The 17,001-nt window shown below is 64.4% G+C and carries 15 protein-coding genes; 7 read left to right on the forward strand and 8 right to left on the reverse strand.

Annotation, left to right across the window (positions count from 1 at the left end; translation table 11 throughout):
* Positions 1-14: 14 nt before the first annotated feature.
* A complete protein-coding gene (locus ACIOAU_RS06420) occupies positions 15-1,427 on the forward strand; it encodes a purine-cytosine permease family protein (protein WP_401180740.1) in 1,413 nt (470 codons plus the stop codon).
* Between the two features lie 42 nt (positions 1,428-1,469).
* Here the strand turns inward: ACIOAU_RS06420 and ACIOAU_RS06425 are convergent, their stop codons facing one another.
* A complete protein-coding gene (locus tag ACIOAU_RS06425) occupies positions 1,470-2,348 on the reverse strand; it encodes a LysR family transcriptional regulator (protein ID WP_401180743.1) in 879 nt (292 codons plus the stop codon).
* Between the two features lie 282 nt (positions 2,349-2,630).
* On the opposite strand from ACIOAU_RS06425, the gene ACIOAU_RS06430 reads away from it, so the two are divergent.
* Complete coding sequence (locus ACIOAU_RS06430) at positions 2,631-3,353, forward strand: pirin family protein (protein WP_188035784.1); 723 nt, start codon at positions 2,631-2,633, stop codon at positions 3,351-3,353.
* A 46-nt stretch (positions 3,354-3,399) separates the two neighbouring features.
* Here ACIOAU_RS06430 and ACIOAU_RS06435 read toward each other — a convergent pair whose 3' ends face one another.
* On the reverse strand, positions 3,400-3,693 hold the full coding sequence (locus tag ACIOAU_RS06435) for a DUF1330 domain-containing protein (protein ID WP_181107251.1): 294 nt from the start codon (positions 3,691-3,693) through the stop codon (positions 3,400-3,402).
* A gap of 78 nt (positions 3,694-3,771) precedes the next feature.
* On the opposite strand from ACIOAU_RS06435, the gene ribBA reads away from it, so the two are divergent.
* The 5 genes from ribBA (at position 3,772) to ACIOAU_RS06460 (ending at position 9,013) form a co-directional block, all read left to right on the forward strand.
* A complete protein-coding gene (ribBA, locus tag ACIOAU_RS06440) occupies positions 3,772-4,890 on the forward strand; it encodes a bifunctional 3,4-dihydroxy-2-butanone-4-phosphate synthase/GTP cyclohydrolase II (RefSeq protein ID WP_150569476.1) in 1,119 nt (372 codons plus the stop codon).
* A 199-nt stretch (positions 4,891-5,089) separates the two neighbouring features.
* Entirely contained in the window at positions 5,090-6,115 is a 1,026-nt protein-coding gene (locus ACIOAU_RS06445) for an ABC transporter substrate-binding protein (protein WP_101318773.1), read from the forward strand.
* Positions 6,112-7,029 carry an ABC transporter permease gene (locus ACIOAU_RS06450; protein WP_401180749.1) on the forward strand — a complete coding sequence of 306 codons (918 nt, stop codon included), beginning with the start codon at positions 6,112-6,114 and terminating at the stop codon, positions 7,027-7,029. Before ACIOAU_RS06445 ends, ACIOAU_RS06450 begins: the two co-directional genes overlap by 4 nt.
* A 6-nt stretch (positions 7,030-7,035) precedes the next feature.
* Positions 7,036-7,845, forward strand: a complete 810-nt coding sequence (locus ACIOAU_RS06455) for an ABC transporter permease (protein WP_103437076.1) — start codon at positions 7,036-7,038, stop codon at positions 7,843-7,845.
* Positions 7,846-7,864: 19 nt separating this feature from the next.
* Entirely contained in the window at positions 7,865-9,013 is a 1,149-nt protein-coding gene (locus tag ACIOAU_RS06460) for an ABC transporter ATP-binding protein (RefSeq protein WP_101318767.1), read from the forward strand.
* A 38-nt stretch (positions 9,014-9,051) separates the two neighbouring features.
* Here the strand turns inward: ACIOAU_RS06460 and ACIOAU_RS06465 are convergent, their stop codons facing one another.
* From ACIOAU_RS06465 to ACIOAU_RS06490, 6 genes are read right to left on the reverse strand one after another with little or no spacing between them, the layout of a single operon-like run.
* Complete coding sequence (locus ACIOAU_RS06465) at positions 9,052-10,434, reverse strand: MFS transporter (protein ID WP_401180754.1); 1,383 nt, start codon at positions 10,432-10,434, stop codon at positions 9,052-9,054.
* Complete coding sequence (locus tag ACIOAU_RS06470; protein ID WP_101318763.1) at positions 10,431-11,642, reverse strand: acyl-CoA dehydrogenase family protein; 1,212 nt, start codon at positions 11,640-11,642, stop codon at positions 10,431-10,433. Before ACIOAU_RS06470 ends, ACIOAU_RS06465 begins: the two co-directional genes overlap by 4 nt.
* A gap of 10 nt (positions 11,643-11,652) precedes the next feature.
* Positions 11,653-13,365 carry a dipeptide ABC transporter ATP-binding protein gene (locus tag ACIOAU_RS06475; RefSeq protein WP_401180758.1) on the reverse strand — a complete coding sequence of 571 codons (1,713 nt, stop codon included), beginning with the start codon at positions 13,363-13,365 and terminating at the stop codon, positions 11,653-11,655.
* The gene (locus ACIOAU_RS06480) at positions 13,362-14,225 is read right to left on the reverse strand and encodes an ABC transporter permease (protein WP_401180761.1); all 864 of its coding nucleotides are present in this window, start codon (positions 14,223-14,225) and stop codon (positions 13,362-13,364) included. The genes ACIOAU_RS06475 and ACIOAU_RS06480 overlap by 4 nt, the downstream gene beginning before the upstream one ends.
* Positions 14,222-15,211: an ABC transporter permease gene (locus ACIOAU_RS06485; RefSeq protein ID WP_150569481.1), complete on the reverse strand. Its 990-nt coding sequence runs from the start codon at positions 15,209-15,211 to the stop codon at positions 14,222-14,224. The genes ACIOAU_RS06480 and ACIOAU_RS06485 overlap by 4 nt, the downstream gene beginning before the upstream one ends.
* Positions 15,208-16,797, reverse strand: coding sequence for an ABC transporter substrate-binding protein (locus tag ACIOAU_RS06490; protein WP_401181111.1), 1,590 nt, complete (start codon positions 16,795-16,797; stop codon positions 15,208-15,210). The genes ACIOAU_RS06485 and ACIOAU_RS06490 overlap by 4 nt, the downstream gene beginning before the upstream one ends.
* Positions 16,798-17,001 lie beyond the last annotated feature (204 nt).

Consider the following 17,001-nt stretch of genomic DNA (forward strand, 5'->3'; position numbering starts at 1 on the left):
CCTTGGAGTCAGTCATGACCAGTGCAGCCAATTCGGCCCCTCTGATAGAAAAACATACAATCGGCTACATACCGCCGCAGGATCGCCACGGAAAGGTCAAGGATCTGTTCACCCTCTGGTTCGGTGGCAATATCGCGCCGCTGCCGATCGTCACCGGCGCGCTTGGCGTGCAGCTGTTTCACCTGAACCTGGTGTGGGGCATCGTCGCCATTCTGGTTGGCCACTTGCTCGGCGGCGTGCTGATGGCGCTGCACTCGGCGCAGGGGCCACAGATGGGCATCCCGCAGATGATTCAGAGCCGCGCCCAGTTCGGCTCGCTCGGCGCCCTGCTGGTGGTGGTGATTGCCGGGGTCATGTACATCGGCTTCTTCGCATCCAATATCGTTCTTGCCGGCAAGTCACTGCACGGTGTCGCGGAGTCGATTCCGGTATCGGTCGGCATCGTGGTCGGGGCGCTGGGATCGGGCATCATCGGCATCATCGGTTACCGCTTCATCCATGTGCTCAACCGTATCGGTACCTGGGTATTGGGCATCGGTATCGTGGTCGGCTTTGGCTATATCTTCAGCCATGTGCAAAGCGACGACTTCCTCACCCGCGGCGGCTTCAACCTGGCCGGCTGGCTGGCCACGGTCTCGCTCGCCGCGCTGTGGCAGATCGCCTTTGCGCCGTATGTGTCCGACTATTCGCGTTACCTGCCCGCCGACGTCAAAGTCTCCTCGACGTTCTGGACCACCTACCTCGGTTCGGCGCTCGGCTCCAGCCTGTCGTTCGTGTTCGGCGCCGTGGCCGTGCTGGCAATCCCGGTCGGGATGGACACCATGGACGCGGTGAAGATGGCCACCGGCGCCATCGGCCCGCTGATGCTGGTGCTGTTCCTGCTCAGTGTGATCAGCCATAACGCGCTCAACCTGTACGGCGCGGTGCTGTCGATCATCACCCTGATCCAGACCTTCGCCTGGCGCTGGATCCCCACCGCCAAGAGCCGTGCGGTGCTGTCGCTGATCGTGCTTGCGGCGTGTTGCGTGGTGGCAGTGTTTGCTTCAGCAGACTTTATCGGCCACTTCGTCGACATGGTGCTGGTGCTGTTGGTGGTACTGGTGCCGTGGACCGCGATCAACCTGATCGACTTCTATGTGATCCACAAGGGCGACTACGACATCGAGTCGATCTTCAAGGTCGATGGCGGTATCTACGGCCGCTACAACCCGCAGGCGCTGCTGGCCTATGCCGTAGGCATCATCGTGCAGATCCCGTTCATGAACACCCCGCTGTACGTCGGCCCGGTGTCCGAGCACATCAACGGCGCCGACCTGTCGTGGCTGGTCGGCCTGCTGATCACCTCGCCGGTGTACTGGTGGTTGGCCAGCCGCGACAGCGCCTATCGTCGTCGCCAGACCGGCGCCAAACTGGCCGCAACTGCCTGAGCCAAGGCCGTCACGGGCTGGCCTCGCGCCGCCCCGGTTTGGCTACAGCCGCTCGCGCAGAAACTCGACAAAGGCCTGCACCGGCCGAGCGATTTGGCGGTGCTGCGGATACACCGCCGACAGCTGTAGCGGCGGCGGTGTCCAGGCCTCGAGCAGCTTGACCAGACGCCCATCGGCCAGCGCCTGCTCGACGATGAAAGCCGGCAAGTAGGTCACCCCCATCCCGGCAATCGCCGCATCTCTCAATAGCTCGCCATTGTTGGCCCGCATGCGCCCACTGACGGCGATCGCCTGCAGTATCTTGCCCTGCCCCTTGAACTGCCACTGCACCTGGCGTGAATGACCATAGGGCAGGCAATCATGCTCGCGCAGCGCTTCGGGTTCGAGCGGTGTGCCGCGCGCGGCTAGGTAGCCCGGGCTGGCACAATACACCCGCTCGATACTTGCAATACGCCGCGCAACCAGGCTTGAGTCCTCTAACGTGCCAATCCGCAGCGCCAGGTCGTAGCCCTCACCGATCAGGTCCACAGCGCGGTCGCTCAGGTCGATCTCGACGATCAACTGCGCATGCAGTTGCAGAAACTCGGTGAGCAAACTGCCCAGATGGCTGATGGCGAACGACAGCGGCGCGCTCAAGCGCAGGGTCCCGCGCAGAGCCTGGGTCTGGCCGCTGATGTCCTGCTCGGCCTGCTGCATCTCGCCGAGCAGGCGCACGGCAGAATCGAAGTACTGCTGGCCCAGTGGGGTGGCGTCGAGGCGCCGGGTCGAACGGTTGAGCAAGCGCACGCCGAGGCGTTCTTCAAGCTGCATCAGGCGCCGGCTGACCGACTGCTTGGACATGCCCAGCAGGTCGGCTGCCGCGGTGAAGCTACCGGCCTGCATGACCTGGGTGAAAATGCGCATGTCTTCGTATGGGTTCATCGGGTTGCTCTTGGTGACGGTCGAGCGCTTTATAGCGGCTTTTGTCTGCCTGGGCATCTATTGGTTTATTGGTTGATCGAAAAGCCTCGAGATCATTGAACTGAATCAGTCGGTTGATGATAGATCCAGATAATGCCCACCTCGCTGTATTGGCGCAGTATTGTCAGCCTGAACCTGACAGTTAATCTCTGAAAAGCTAGTTTTTCATGATACTGAGTGACAGTAAGATTCATCCATCAACAGCCCAAAGCCTTCCCGGCGCAGGCTCACAGGAGAATCACCATGCTCACACTTCGCAAAGCACAAGACCGCGGCCTGGGCTTTCATGGCTGGCTGAAATCGTTTCACACCTTCTCCTTCGGCAGCTATCGCGACCCTGAAGAGCAAGGTTTCTCCGACCTGCTGGTGATCAACGACGACCGCGTCTCGCCCGGCCAGGGCTTCGGTCAGCATCCGCACCGGGACATGGAGATTTTTTCCTACGTGCTGGAAGGCGCGCTGGAACATAAGGACACGCTAGGCACCGGCTCGGTGATCCGCCCCGGTGACGTGCAGCTGATGAGTGCCGGCCACGGTGTTGCCCATAGCGAGTTCAACCACAGCCATGACGAGTCGGTGCATTTTCTGCAGATCTGGATCGTGCCGCAGGTCAAAGGCGCCGAGCCGCGCTATCAGCAGCAGCACTTCAGCGCTGCTGACAAACGTGGCCGCTTGCGCCTGATCATCTCGCCGAATGGTGCACAGGGCTCGCTGCAGGTGCGCCAGGATGCCAAGGTCTATGCCGGGCTGTTCGACGGTGATGAGCGTGCCACCTTGAAGCTGCCGGACAACCGCCATGCCTATGTGCATGTTGCCCGCGGCAGCATCGAGCTGAACGGCCAGCTGCTCAGCGAAGGTGACGGCGTGCGGCTACGCCAGGAGCAGGTGCTGAGCCTGGCCAACGGCCACGACGCCGAAGTGCTGGTATTCGACCTGCGCCCGAATGAGCTGCCTGGGATGGCATGAGCAGAGGGGCCATCAGTGCTGGCCCCTCACCTGCTTCACGCAGTGCTCAACCCTCGAACCCCTCAACAATGATTACCTCAGCCTTGGCCACCCCTTGTCGGTGGCTACAGGCATCTTGATATTCCGCCGAGCGATAGCAGGCCAGTGCCTGCTCATAAGAATCGAACTCGATGACCACACTGCGCTGCGGTGTCGACCTGCCTTCCAACGCTTCACTGCGCCCGCCCCGGGCGAGGAACTTGCCGCCGTACGCCTTGAACGCTGCCGGCGCGCGCTGGGTGTACTGTTGGTACTGCTCGAGGTCGCTGATATCGACGTGGGCGATCCAGTAAGCCTTCATCCGCTGCTCTCCAGTTTTTCAGATTTTTGTGTATGATGGTATACCACAATAATCGACAAACTACAGCGAGCGTGCAGCATGGCTTTCAACAGCATCGAAGAACTTCTCGAGGACTATCGGCAAGGCAAGATGGTCCTGCTGGTGGACGACGAAGACCGTGAAAACGAAGGCGATCTGCTGATCGCGGCTGAACGCTGCGACGCCCAGGCGATCAACTTCATGGCGCGCCAGGCACGCGGGCTGATTTGCCTGACGCTCACCGACGAGCACTGCCAGCGGCTGGGCTTGGAGCAGATGGTGCCGAGCAACGGCAGCGTGTTCAGCACCGCTTTCACCGTTTCCATCGAAGCCGCCAGCGGCGTCACCACCGGTATCTCCGCCGCTGATCGCGCGCGCACGGTAGCGGCTGCGATGGCGGCCGATGCTCGCCCCGAGGACCTGGTCCAGCCGGGGCATATCTTCCCCCTGCGCGCCCGCGAAGGCGGCGTGCTGACCAGGGCCGGGCATACCGAAGCCGGCTGCGACCTGGCACGCCTGGCCGGGTTCAGCCCGGCCTCGGTCATCGTCGAAGTGCTCAATGACGACGGCACCATGGCCCGCCGCCCCGACCTGGAAGTGTTCGCCGCCGAGCATGGCATCAAGATCGGCACCATCGCCGACCTCATCCACTATCGCCTGAGCACCGAGCAGACCATCAAGCGCATCGGTGAGCGCGAACTGCCCACCGTGCACGGCACCTTCCGTCTGGTGACCTATGAAGACCGGATCGAAGGTGGCGTGCACATGGCCATGGTCATGGGCGATATCCGCCGCGAACAACCCACCCTGGTACGTGTGCATGTAATCGACCCGCTGCGCGACCTGGTCGGCGCCGAGTACGCCGGTCCCGCCAACTGGACCTTGTGGGCCGCCCTGCAACGGGTCGCTGAAGAAGGCTCCGGAGTAGTGGTTGTGCTGGCCAATCACGAGTCTTCGCAAGCGCTGCTGGAGCGTGTGCCACACCTGACCCAGCCCGTGCGGCCCTATCAGCGAGGCCAGTCCAAGGTCTATTCGGAGGTCGGCACCGGCGCGCAGATTCTGCAGGACCTGGGCGTCGGCAAACTGCGCCATCTGGGGCCGCCGCTCAAGTACGCGGGTTTGGCTGGGTATGAGCTTGAAGTGGTGCAAAGCATCCCGTTCGAGCCCGCTGTGCTTTGAGCAATCGCTGACCGCCGGTACACGGATGCCTCTTGCGAAAAGTTTGGAATACCATAATATGATATCCCGTAGACCTTAAAATCCTGACCGGCTCCTACACTCAAAACCGGCCGCACCACATCGTTGAAATTGCTGCTCCCGAACATATTGGCGGGTGACAGAACCCGCCTCGAATAACAAAAGTAACGAGGGCGTAACCATGCTGTTGAGCAAACGTGTAAGCGCAGTGCTGTCCGCCAGCCTGCTGACCCTGGCCTGTCAAGCCACCCAGGCCGCCGACAGCCTCAACTTCGTCAGCTGGGGCGGTACGACCCAGGACGCGCAGAAGCAGGCGTGGGCCGAGCCGTTCTCCAAAGAGAGCAACATCAAGGTGGTGCAGGACGGCCCGACCGACTACGGCAAGCTCAAGGCCATGGTCGAGAGTGGCAACGTGCAGTGGGATGTGGTGGACGTCGAAGCCGACTTTGCCCTTCGCGCCGCAGCAGAAGGCCTGCTCGAGCCGCTGGATTTCAACACCGTCAAACGCGACCGGATCGACCCGCGGTTCGTCTCCGACCACGGCGTCGGCTCGTTCTTCTTCTCGTTTGTGCTCGGTTACAACGAAGGCAAGCTTGGTAGCAACAAGCCGGCCGAGTGGTCGGCGCTGTTCGACACCAAAACCTTCCCCGGCAAGCGCGCCCTGTACAAGTGGCCAAGCCCCGGCGTGCTGGAACTGGCCCTGCTGGCCGATGGTGTAGCCGCCGACAAACTGTACCCGCTGGACCTGGACCGCGCCTTCAAGAAACTCGACACCATCAAGAAAGACATCGTCTGGTGGGGCGGCGGCGCCCAGTCGCAGCAACTGCTGGCGTCTGGTGAAGTGTCGCTGGGGCAGTTCTGGAACGGCCGCGTGTATGCCTTGCAACAAGACGGCGCACCAGTCGGTGTGAGCTGGAAGCAGAACCTGGTAATGGCTGATTTTCTGGTCATTCCTAAAGGCGCCAAGAACAAGGACGCGGCGATGAAGTTCCTGGCCAACGCCAGCAGCGCCAAGGGCCAGGCCGAGTTCGCCAATCTCACCGCCTACGCCCCGGTCAACCTCGACAGCGTCAGCCAGCTCAAACCTGAACTGGCGCCGAACCTGCCCACCGCCTACGCCCAGGATCAGGTCACGCTGGACTTCGCCTACTGGGCGAAAAACGGCCAGGCCATCGCTGCGCGCTGGAATGAGTGGTTGGTCAAATGAAAGTCGCCATCAACGCCCTGCACAACGCGCAAGGTGCCCCCAGCGGCACCGGCGCCCCCGGCACGGCCACCCGCCGCAGCGGGATGGGTCAACGCTGGCGCGGTAGCCGTAACCTGCTGCCCGCGCTGGTGTTCCTAGGCCTGTTCTTCTTTGCGCCACTGATCGGCCTGCTCCTGCGCGGCGTGCTCGAACCGGTGCCGGGGCTGGGCAACTACGAGCAGCTGTTCGCCAACTCGGCCTATGCACGGGTGCTGTTCAACACCTTCTCGGTGGCCGGCCTGGTGACCTTGATCAGCGTGCTGCTGGGCTTTCCGCTGGCCTGGGCGATCACCTTGGTACCGAAGGGCTGGGGCCGTTGGCTGCTGAACATCGTGCTGCTGTCGATGTGGACCAGCCTGCTGGCACGGACTTACTCGTGGCTGGTGCTGCTGCAGGCCTCCGGAGTGATCAACAAGGTGTTGATGGCGATGGGCATCATCGATGCGCCGCTGGAAATGGTGCACAACCTGACCGGCGTGGTGATCGGCATGAGCTACATCATGATCCCGTTCATCGTGCTGCCGTTGCAGGCAACCATGCACGCCATCGACCCGATGGTGCTGCAGGCGGGCTCCATCTGTGGGGCCAGCACGTGGACCAATTTCTGGAAGGTGTTCCTGCCGCTGTGCCGCTCAGGGTTGTTCTCCGGGGCCTTGATGGTGTTCGTCATGTCGCTCGGTTACTACGTCACCCCGGCTCTGCTCGGTGGTGCGCAGAACATGATGCTGCCCGAGTTCATCGTCCAGCAGGTGCAGTCGTTCCTCAATTGGGGCCTGGCCAGCGCTGCCGCCGCACTGTTGGTGTTGATCACCCTGGTGCTTTTCTACCTGTACCTGAAGCTGCAGCCGGAATCCCCGGTCGGCAATGCGAGGTAAGCCGCGATGCTCCTGACTCCAAATGCAATGGGCCGCCCGCTGCGGTTTGGCCTGTATGCCACCACCGGTGTGATTGCCGCGTTTCTGCTGCTGCCGATCCTGTTCATCGTGCTGCTGTCATTCGGCTCCTCGCAATGGCTGGTATTCCCACCGCCAGGCTGGACCCTGAAGTGGTACGGCCAGTTCTTCTCCAACCCGGAGTGGATGGACGCCGCTCTGGCCAGCCTCAAGGTTGCCGTGCTCACCACCGTGTGCGCAGTAGCACTGGGCTTGCCGACCGCCTTCGCCCTGGTGCGCGGGCGCTTCCCCGGGCGGGAAATGCTCTACGGCCTGTTTACCCTGCCGATGATCGTGCCGCTGGTGATCATCGCCGTGGCGGTCTACGCGCTGTTTCTCAAGCTTGGCTACACCGGGACGCTGTTCGCCTTTGTCGTCAGCCATGTGATCGTCGCCCTGCCCTTCACCATCATCTCGATCATCAACTCGCTGAAGCTGTTCGACCAGTCGATCGAAGACGCTGCGGTGATCTGCGGCGCCTCGCGCTTGCAGGCGATCTTCAAGGTGACCTTCCCGGCGATTCGCCCGGGGATGATCGCCGGCGGCCTGTTCGCGTTTCTGGTGTCGTGGGACGAGGTGGTGCTCAGTGTGATGATGGCCAGCCCCAACCTGCAGACCCTGCCGGTCAAAATGTGGACCACCCTGCGCCAGGACCTGACCCCGGTGATCGCCGTCGCTTCGACGTTGCTGATCGGCCTGTCGCTCCTGGTCATGCTCATCGCCGCCGCCCTGCGCCGGCGCAATCCAGTCAGCGCCTGAGTGCCCGGAGACAATAACAATGAGTGCAGTGATGAAAGACAACGCGCCGAACAAGACCCTTGTCAGCCTGCGTAATCTGAACAAGCATTACGGCGATTTCGCCGCCGTCGACAACATCAACCTGGATATCCAGAACGGCGAATTCCTGACCTTCCTCGGCTCCAGCGGTTCGGGCAAGTCGACCACCTTGTCGATGCTGGCTGGCTTCGAGACACCGAGCAGCGGCGAGATCCTGGTCGACGAGCAATCGCTGGTCAATGTGCCGCCGCACAAGCGCGACATCGGCATGGTGTTCCAGCGCTACTCGCTGTTCCCGCACCTGTCGGTGCGCGATAACATTGCCTTCCCGCTGGCGATCCGCAAGCTCAGCGCCAGCGAGATCAGCAAGCGCGTCGACGCCATGCTCAAGCTGGTGCAGCTCGAGCAGTTCGCCCACCGCCGCCCGGCGCAGCTCTCCGGCGGCCAGCAGCAGCGCGTGGCGATTGCTCGCGCGCTGGTCTACGAGCCCCGCATCCTGCTGATGGACGAGCCGCTCGGCGCACTGGACAAAAAGCTGCGCGAAGACCTGCAGGACGAACTGCGCCAGCTGCACCGTCGCCTCGGCATCACCATCGTCTACGTGACCCACGATCAGGAAGAAGCCATGCGCCTGTCGCAGCGCATCGCCATCTTCAGCCACGGCAAGATCGTCGGCCTGGGCAGCGGTTATGACCTCTACCAGAACCCGCCGAATGCCTTTGTGGCGTCGTTCCTGGGCAACTCGAACTTCTTCCGGATCAAGGCCAGCAGCAACGGCGCCGGCAGTTTCGAAGGGCAGCCATTGGCGATTCGCCTGACCCCAGGACTGGTCGCCGGGCAGGACGCGCTGATCATGGTGCGCCCGGAAAAAGCCCTGGCCCTGAGCGCCGAACAGGCAGCGCGGGAGCCCTTGCCGGCAGGCTGGAACGAAGTCAGTGCCAAGGTCAGCGAAGTGTTGTTCCTCGGTGAAAGCCAGACCTGCCATGTGGTCAGCGCAGGCGGCACCGAGATGACGGTCAAGGCCTTGTCGGCAGCCGGTATGCCGATGCAGCCGGGCGACACGGTCAAGGTGCGCTGGGCGGTGGCCGATGCCTGCATCTACACCGAGTGGGCCGAGAGCGACCTGAGCAAGGCCGCCGGCGCGCACTGATCGACCAATGAACGGGGCTGCTGTGCGGCCCCGCTCAATCAGTTGGCTAAACGCCGGAACACCAGACCCGAGAGCACACACAGCAGCGCCGACAGCAGCATCACTGCAGCGATATCTTCGACAGACGTCTCGACCCGGCCATCAGCCGCGGCCAGGATCCCCAGCATCACCCCAGCCAGACTTACCGACATGGCCATGGTCAACTGCACCGACATCGCCGACAGCGAGCTGGCCGCCGCCGAGCGTTCGCCTGGCACATCCTGATAGCTCGCTGCACCCAGGGTGGAAAACTGCAACGAGCGCACCAGGCCTGCGGCAAACAGCACCACCGCCATCAACCACACTGCCGTATCGCGGTCGAACGCTGCGCACAAGGCGATGCCCACGCCGCTGATTAGCGCGTTGCAGCTGAGTACCCGGCGGTAGCCGTAACGGCGTACCAGCGGCACTGCCAGCAACTTCATCAACAAGGCGCCGACGCCGCCGCTGACCATCAACCACCCCGCCGCCAGTGGGCTCATGCCCAGGCTGTTTTGCAGCAACAGCACCAGCAGAAACGGCTGCGCCGCCGAGCCCAGCCGGAACAGCCCCCCGCCCGCCTGGGCAACACCAAAGCTGCGCAGGCGCAACAGGCTCAAGTCGACCAGTGGGCTGGCATGGCGGCGGGCATGCAGCCAATAGCCGAGGGCAAACAGCCCGCCGGCGGCGATCAGCGCGAGGGCCCATGGCCGCGGCAGCTGGCCAAGGCCTAGCGACTCCAGGCCAGCCACCAGCAGCGCCAACGCGCCGCCGCTGAGCAGCAGGCCGCGATAGTCCAGTGGCGGTACACTGCGCGCCGGGAAGTCCGGCACATGTTTGAGAATCAACCAGCAGCCAAGCAGGCAGATCGGCAGGTTGACCAGAAAGATCCAGTGCCACGACAGCACCGTCACCAACAAACCGCCCAGCAGCGGCCCCAGCAACGGCCCGACCAAGGCCGGCAACGCCAGCCACGACATCGACTGCAGCAACTGATCGCGGCTCGACCAGCGCAGGATGATCACCTGCCCCACCGGCGTCATCAGCGCTGCGGCAGCACCTTGCAGCATGCGCCCGAGGCACAGTTGCCAGAGCGTGTCAGCCAGCGCACAGGTAAGCGAGGCGCCGGTAAACAAGCCCATCGCCAGCAGCATTACCTGCCGTGGGCGAAAACGCTCGGCCGCCCAGCCGCTGATCGGCACGCACAGCGCCAGGGCCAGCATGTACAGCGAGACCACCAGGTTCATGCGCAGCCCCGGCTCGCCAAAATCGGCGGCCATGCTCGGCAGCGCGGTCATCACCGCCGTGCTGTCGAGCAGTTCCATGAACAGCGCAGCGCCGATGATCACCGGCACCTTGGGGCTTTGCAGATGGCCGACCAAAGCCGCCGGCTGAGCCGTCAAAACAGCCCCGAGACGGGTGGCCGGGTGCCCTTGAGCTGCCAGGCGCCGACTACCGCCGCCTTCCAGTGGCGCGGGTTGTGGTTGGCCACCGTGCGCGCATTGCGCCAGTGCCGGTCGAGGTTGTGCTGACGGCCAGTGGTCGAGGCACCGCCGACATCGAACAGGGTTTCGCCGGCTTTCAGCGCCAATTCGGCTGCCAGGTACTGCGCTTGGGCGACTTCCAGTGCAGCCTGCTCGACGGCACTTTCATCCAGCTGCGCGGCCCAGGCGCGATCGATACTGGCGGCGGCCTTGAGCACCAGTGCCTCGGCACCGAAAGCCCTGGCGGCAATATCGCCCACCGACAATTGCACGTACGGGTCATCGACCGACTGGCTGGCGCTGCTGTGCTTGATGGGCCGTGCATGCTCACGGGCAAACTGGCCCGCGTCGTTCAGGGCATTGCGGGCGATACCAGCCAGCACGGTGCCGAGAAACAGCTGCAGGAACGGCGTGACGATGGTGCGTTTGCCCTCCTCCACGGTGCGCGTGCGGATGTCGCTGGCCTCGACCCGCACGTTGTGCAGGTGGGTGGTGCCGCTGGCGGTCAGCCGCTGGCCCATGGCATCGAAGTCGTCGACCAGCTCCAGTCCTTCGCGGTCACGCGGCAGGATGAACGACACCGGCTGCTCGTCCTCGTCCAGCGCCACCGCGCTGACGTAGTCGGCAAACAGCGCCCCGGTGCTATAGAACTTGCTGCCGTTGGCGCGGAAGTGATCGCCCTCGCGCACCAAACGCGCGGCAATCGCGCCATTGGCACCGCCCAGCTCCCAGCCGGCATTGCCGATCACCGCACCTTGCAGGTACACGGCAAACCAGCGCACGCGCTCCTGTTCGGCACCCTCGGCGCTGGCCGCGAGCAGGCCTTCGACAAAGGCGAAGCCCGGGCGCAGCGCCTGGGCGACATTGGAGTCGGCGGCGGCCACCTGCAGTAGCAACTCGATCACATCACTGACGCTGCCACCAGGGCCGCCGTACTGCTGCGGGATACGCACGGTGTACAGGCCGGCTGCGGCCAGCTCGGCGATGGCCGCATAGGGTAGCCGGCGTTCGCGCTCACGCTCGGCAGCGCCGGCGGCAATCGCCGGCAGCAAGGCGCTGACACGGGCCTTGAGCGCAGCGACGGTATTGGCTGGGGCTTGGGCAGGCAAACGTTGAAAGGTAGTCATGGGGCAGTCCTTAGATGGCAATTTTCCACAGTCTTGCTTCGTCGAACAGGTCGAAGGCCTCATGCTCGAGGTCGAGCGGCGGTACGACCAATTCAGTGCCCGCGCCGGGCAGGCGCGGTACTGAGCCAAGCAGACGCTGGGTGTATTTATGGGCCGGCTGCCGGAACAGCTGCTCGACCGGTGCATGCTCGACGACCTGGCCGTGACGCATCACCAGCACGTCGTCGCTGACATGGCGGATCACCCCCAGGTCGTGGGAGATAAACAGGTAGGCCAGGCCCAGTTCGTCCTGCAGATCAGCGAGCAGATCCAGCACCTGCGCCTGCACCGAAACGTCCAGCGCCGACACCGGCTCGTCGCAGATGATCAGCTTCGGCTCGCTTGCGATGGCGCGGGCGATCGCCACGCGCTGACGCTGGCCGCCCGACAGCTGCAACGGCCGGCGCTGGGCCAGGTCCGCGGCAAGGCGCACCTGATTGAGCAGCACGGTAATCCGCGCCGGCCGTGCTGGCGCCTCGACGCCGGCGACCTGCAAGGCATCATCCAAAATCTGCGCAACCGTCCAGCGCGGGTCGAACGAACCGAGCGGGTCTTGATAGATCACGCTGATTTCGCGGCGCAGCGGCCGCCGGCTGGCCTCGGCGATGGCATCGTCGGGCAGGTTCCAGGGTTTGCCGCGATAGAGCACCTGGCCCTGGTCTGGCGTCAGCAGGCCCAGCGCCAGGCGCGCCACGGTGGTTTTGCCCGAGCCGGACTCACCAACGATGCCTAGCGTGCGGCCGGCGTGCAGGGTGAAGCTGACACCCTGCACCACTTGCCGCGCCAGCCCGTCCGGGCCGGTGTAGCGCTTGCCCAGGTCACGGCCTTCGAGCAGGACCTCGCCCAGGCCACGGTTGACCAGCCTGGGCGTGCTGGCCACGTGTTGCGGCGACAGCCGGGTGCCCCGCGGATGCTCGGCTGGCACCGCCGCCAGCAACGCCTTGGTGTAGGCATGTCGAGGCTCGCGCAGCACCTGCTGCATCGGCCCCTGCTCGACCACTTCGCCATGGCGCAGCACCAGCACCTCGTCAGCCAACTGGGCAACCACGGCCAGATCGTGACTGATGATCAGCAGCGACGCACCGCGCGCCTTGATCTGCTGAAACACCTGCAGAATCTGCGCCTGCACCGTGGCATCCAGCGCGGTGGTTGGCTCGTCGGCGATCACCAGCGCCGGCTGCATGGCCAGCGCGCTGGCGATCAGGGCGCGCTGACGCAAGCCTCCCGACAGCTGTCCGGGGCGCTGGCGGGCGCGTAGTGCAGGGTCCGGCACGCCGACCAGCTCAAGCAGTTCATGCACCCGCGCCGCACGCTGCTGGCGGTCGCCGTAGCCATGGGTCTGCAACACTTCAAGGATCTCTTTGCCGACCGGTCGCAACGGGTCGAGCGAGACCAGCGCATCCTGCAAGACAAAGCCGATGTCTTTGCCGCGCACCTGCCGCCACTGACGCTCGCTAAGATCAAGCAGGTCGTGGTCGGCAAAGCGCAATTGACGCGCCGACACCTCGGCGCCCGTGCCGGTCAGGCCGACCAGGCTCCGGGCGCTGACGCTCTTGCCCGAGCCGGACTCGCCGACCAAGGCCACGCAACGCCCGGGCGCCAGGGTAAAGCTCAGGTCGCGGACCACACTCTGGCCGGCGAACGACACCGTCAGGCCGTCGACGATCAAGGTCTTGTCACTCATGCTTGGCGGCCCTCCAGGCGTTGTTGAATGAAGCGCCCCGTGACCGTCGTGGTCAGGGTGGTAAGAACGATGAACAGCCCAGGGAAGAACGTCAGCCACCAGGCGCTGGCGATGAAGTCGCGGCCCATCGACAGCATGGTCCCCCACTCCGGTGCCGGCGGCCGGGCGCCTAGGCCTAGAAAACTCAGCGCCGAGGCCCAGACAATGGCCTGGCCGACGCCCATGGTCATGGTCACCACCAGTGGGCGCATGGCGTTGGGCAGCAGTTGGCGCAGCACAATCCGCGAGGTGGGATGGCCAAGCGCGCGCGCCGCTTCGATGTAGCCGGCGTTGCGCACCGCCAGCACCTGGCCGCGCACCATGCGCGCGTAACCGGGCGCACCCCCCAGGCCGGTGGCAACGATCAGCGTGCCGACGCCGCTGCCGAACACCGCCACGAACAGCAACGCCAGGATCAAGCTGGGGAAGGCAAACAGCACCTCCAGCAGCCAGCCGACAGCGCGGTCGACCCGCGCACCACCGAGGCCGCCAAGCAAGCCCAGGCTGATTGCGATGGTCATCGACAACGCCGTGGCGGCGACGCCGATCAGCAGGCTCTGGCGGGCGCCGTGAATGATTCGCGCAAAGATGTCGCGTCCGGATTGATCAGTGCCCAGCCAGTGCGCCCAGCTCGGCGCCTGGAACGCATCGCGCGGCACGATTGCCAGTGGGTCGACGTGGGTAAATAGCTGGGGAAACAGCGCAGCCAGCAGTAACGCGGCCAGAAACAGCAGGGCCAGGCTTGCGCCGACTGGCGGCAGGTTGATCCGGCGCTGACGGCGCAGCGGCGCCTGCACACGGTCAAGTATCAGGTCGCTCATGGCGTGGCCTCCTGTTGGCGGGGGTCGATCCACTGGTAGAGCAGGTCCACCAGAATGTTGGCCAGCACATAGCCCGCGGCAACTACCAGGCTGATGCCGATCACCAGCGGCATGTCCTGGGCCTGCACCGCCTGATACAGCTGGCGGCCGATGCCCTTGCGGGAAAAGATCACTTCGCACACCACCGCGCCGCTGATCAGCGCGCCAATGGCCCAACCCGACAGCGAAACCCCGGGCAACAAGGCGTGGCGCAAGGCATGCCGGAAGCGCACGGCCAGGTCACTCAAGCCACGGCTGCGGGCGGTGAGAATGAACGGTTGTTCCAGGGTCAGCTCGAGCGACTCGCGGGTCACCTGGGCAATGAAACCCGCCAGCGGAATGGCCAGAGAAAATGCCGGCAATACCAAACTGGCCAGGCTGTCGCTGCCCGCCGGCGGGAACCAGCGCAGGCCAAAGGCAAATACCGCCAGCAGCACCACGCCAAGCCAGAAGTGCGGCAAGGCGGCGCTGAGGGTTTCCGCCAGCGAGGCCAGCCCGCCGATCAGACGACCGCGCCCGGCGGTGATCACCGTCAGCAACAACACCAGCACCCAGGCCAGCAACAACGCGGCGATGGTCAGCTCAAGCGTCGCACCGCCCTGCTCGGCCAGCACCCGCGTCACCGGCAGGTGCTGCGAGTAGGACAGGCCAAGGTCGCCTTGCAGCAGGCGGCCCAGGTACAGCAGGTATTGCACGGCCAGCGGTTTATCCAGACCGAACTCGATGCGCGTGGCTTCGATGGTTTCCGGACTGGGGTTGCCGCTGGGACCACCGAGAATCGCCAGCACCGGATCGCCCGGCATCAGACGCAAGGCAAAAAACGTAAGCGTCGCCACGGCCCACAGCACCAGCAACCCGCCACCAAGGCGGATTACGGCGCGGCGGCCGAGTGCGGCCAGGCGCTCGCGGCGCGGGTCGGCTATTGCCAGTTCAGTTGCACTGCTCATTTGATCACCCAGGCGTCATACAGGTAAGTGACCGCCAACGACGGCTCCAGGCGCACGCCTCGGGCGGTCTTGTAGATGCCCAGGCGGGTGCTTTGCGGATAGGTGGTGAGCTGCAGGTATTGCCCGGCGGCTTGCGCCTGGGCCTGCTGATACAGCGCGCGGCGCTGCTCCGGCTGCTGCGTGGCCAGGGCCTGATCAAGCAGGCTGTCGAAGCCGGGATCGGCGTAGCCTGAGGAATTCTGGTGGTAGCCACCGACCCCGGCCGGCTGGACGAAGGCCGAGCTGAAGATGATCCGCAGCACGTCCGGGGTGTTGGTGTTCCAGTAACCAATGCGGATGTCGTAGTCCCAGGCGGCCTGCCGGGCCGTGACCTGCACATCGCTCATCTGCTCCAGCACCAGCTCTATCCCGGCCTCGCGGGTGGTGGCCTGGACCTGCTCCCACAAGGTCAGCTCCGACGGCGGTGTGCGTGCCCCGATCAACACCGTTGCGCGCAGGCGCTTGCCGTCTTTGCTGCGGTAGCCCTCGGCATCGCGGCTGGTCCAGCCAGCGTCATCGAGCAGCTTGCCGGCGCGGGCCGGCTGGAAGTCCTGGCTGTGCTCGAAATCGGCACTGTAGAACGGCGTGGCCATGCTCAGCGGGCCGCCGGCGCGGGGGAATTCACCGAAATAAACGCTCTTCAGCGCGCCCTCGATATCGGCGCTGCGCACAAAGGCTTCGCGCACGCGGATGTCATCGAACGGGGCGCGACGCAGGTTGAAAGTGCCGTTGGTGGGGTTACCCGGGCGTTGGGCGACGATCAGCTCGACATCCGGGTTGCGCCGCGCGGCCTCGTGGGATTCGGGCGGCAGGGTTTCGATCACATCGACTTCGCCTGCCTGCAGCGAGGCAAAGCGTACCGACGGCTCCTGGATGAACTTCCACACGATCCGTTCCAGGTAAGCCGGGCCCTGGTGCTGGGCGGTTGGCGGCGCCCAGTTGTAGTCCGGGTTGCGCACCAGCTCGACCTGGTTCTGCCGGTCCCAGCGCGCCACCTTGAACGGCCCGCTGCCGACCGGGCTTTCGCAGTTGACGTCACGGCTGCGCTTGAGCGCGGTAGGCGACTGAATACCGAGAAAGCCCTGCGCCAGCACTTCGAGAAACGCTGCATAGGGCGTTGCCAGGTGGACCACAGCGGTGTACTCGTCGATCACATCGGTGCCACGATACTGGCGGATATAGCCACCGGCGGTACTCGACTGGGTCTTGGGGTTGGCCATGTGATCGAGGTTGGCCTTGACCGCCTCGGCATTGAACGGCGTGCCATCGGTAAAGCGCACATCGCGGCGTAGCTGGAAGGTGTAGCTGAGGCCATCCGCGGCGACCTGCCAGTGCGTGGCCAGCCACGGGCCGATGCGCCCTTGGCTGTCCATCGACACCAGCGAGTCGAGGTATTGCTGAGCAACGAATACCTGCGGCATGTCCCCGGCGACGTGCGGGTCAAGGCAGGTTGGTTCGCGGTCGGTGGCGTACACCAGTGTGCCGCCGTGGACCGGCTGATCGCCATGGGCGTTGACCTGCTCGGTGCGTTCGCAGCCGACCAGCATCAATGCTGCACTGAGCAAGGTCAGGGGGAGGATGGAGTTATTCAAGGATGCTCCTGCACGGGCCCAAGGGGTGTGCAAGGGCTATTGCAGGACTTGTGCCTGGTTTCAACGCCCTGATTTTGCTGGGTTTGACCTTATTGGCAGTGAATGGCGACGGGCAAACTGTTGCACTGCTGTTGGCCTGCGGACAGTAACGGCCAGCGG

It is taken from the genome of Pseudomonas sp. NPDC088322, assembly GCF_044740745.1.
GTDB lineage: Bacteria > Pseudomonadota > Gammaproteobacteria > Pseudomonadales > Pseudomonadaceae > Aquipseudomonas > Aquipseudomonas shirazensis.

Coding starts and splice junctions, on each gene's coding strand:
- ACIOAU_RS06445 (WP_101318773.1), top strand. CDS start 5,090: ATGCTGTTGAGCAAACGTGTAAGCGCAGTGCTGTCCGCCAGCCTGCTG.
- ACIOAU_RS06460 (WP_101318767.1), top strand. CDS start 7,865: ATGAGTGCAGTGATGAAAGACAACGCGCCGAACAAGACCCTTGTCAGC.
- ACIOAU_RS06450 (WP_401180749.1), top strand. CDS start 6,112: ATGAAAGTCGCCATCAACGCCCTGCACAACGCGCAAGGTGCCCCCAGC.
- ACIOAU_RS06425 (WP_401180743.1), bottom strand. CDS start 2,348: ATGAACCCATACGAAGACATGCGCATTTTCACCCAGGTCATGCAGGCC.
- ACIOAU_RS06485 (WP_150569481.1), bottom strand. CDS start 15,211: ATGAGCAGTGCAACTGAACTGGCAATAGCCGACCCGCGCCGCGAGCGC.
- ACIOAU_RS06470 (WP_101318763.1), bottom strand. CDS start 11,642: ATGACTACCTTTCAACGTTTGCCTGCCCAAGCCCCAGCCAATACCGTC.
- ACIOAU_RS06420 (WP_401180740.1), top strand. CDS start 15: ATGACCAGTGCAGCCAATTCGGCCCCTCTGATAGAAAAACATACAATC.
- ribBA (WP_150569476.1), top strand. CDS start 3,772: ATGGCTTTCAACAGCATCGAAGAACTTCTCGAGGACTATCGGCAAGGC.
- ACIOAU_RS06475 (WP_401180758.1), bottom strand. CDS start 13,365: ATGAGTGACAAGACCTTGATCGTCGACGGCCTGACGGTGTCGTTCGCC.
- ACIOAU_RS06455 (WP_103437076.1), top strand. CDS start 7,036: ATGCTCCTGACTCCAAATGCAATGGGCCGCCCGCTGCGGTTTGGCCTG.
- ACIOAU_RS06490 (WP_401181111.1), bottom strand. CDS start 16,797: ATGCTGGTCGGCTGCGAACGCACCGAGCAGGTCAACGCCCATGGCGAT.
- ACIOAU_RS06435 (WP_181107251.1), bottom strand. CDS start 3,693: ATGAAGGCTTACTGGATCGCCCACGTCGATATCAGCGACCTCGAGCAG.
- ACIOAU_RS06430 (WP_188035784.1), top strand. CDS start 2,631: ATGCTCACACTTCGCAAAGCACAAGACCGCGGCCTGGGCTTTCATGGC.
- ACIOAU_RS06480 (WP_401180761.1), bottom strand. CDS start 14,225: ATGAGCGACCTGATACTTGACCGTGTGCAGGCGCCGCTGCGCCGTCAG.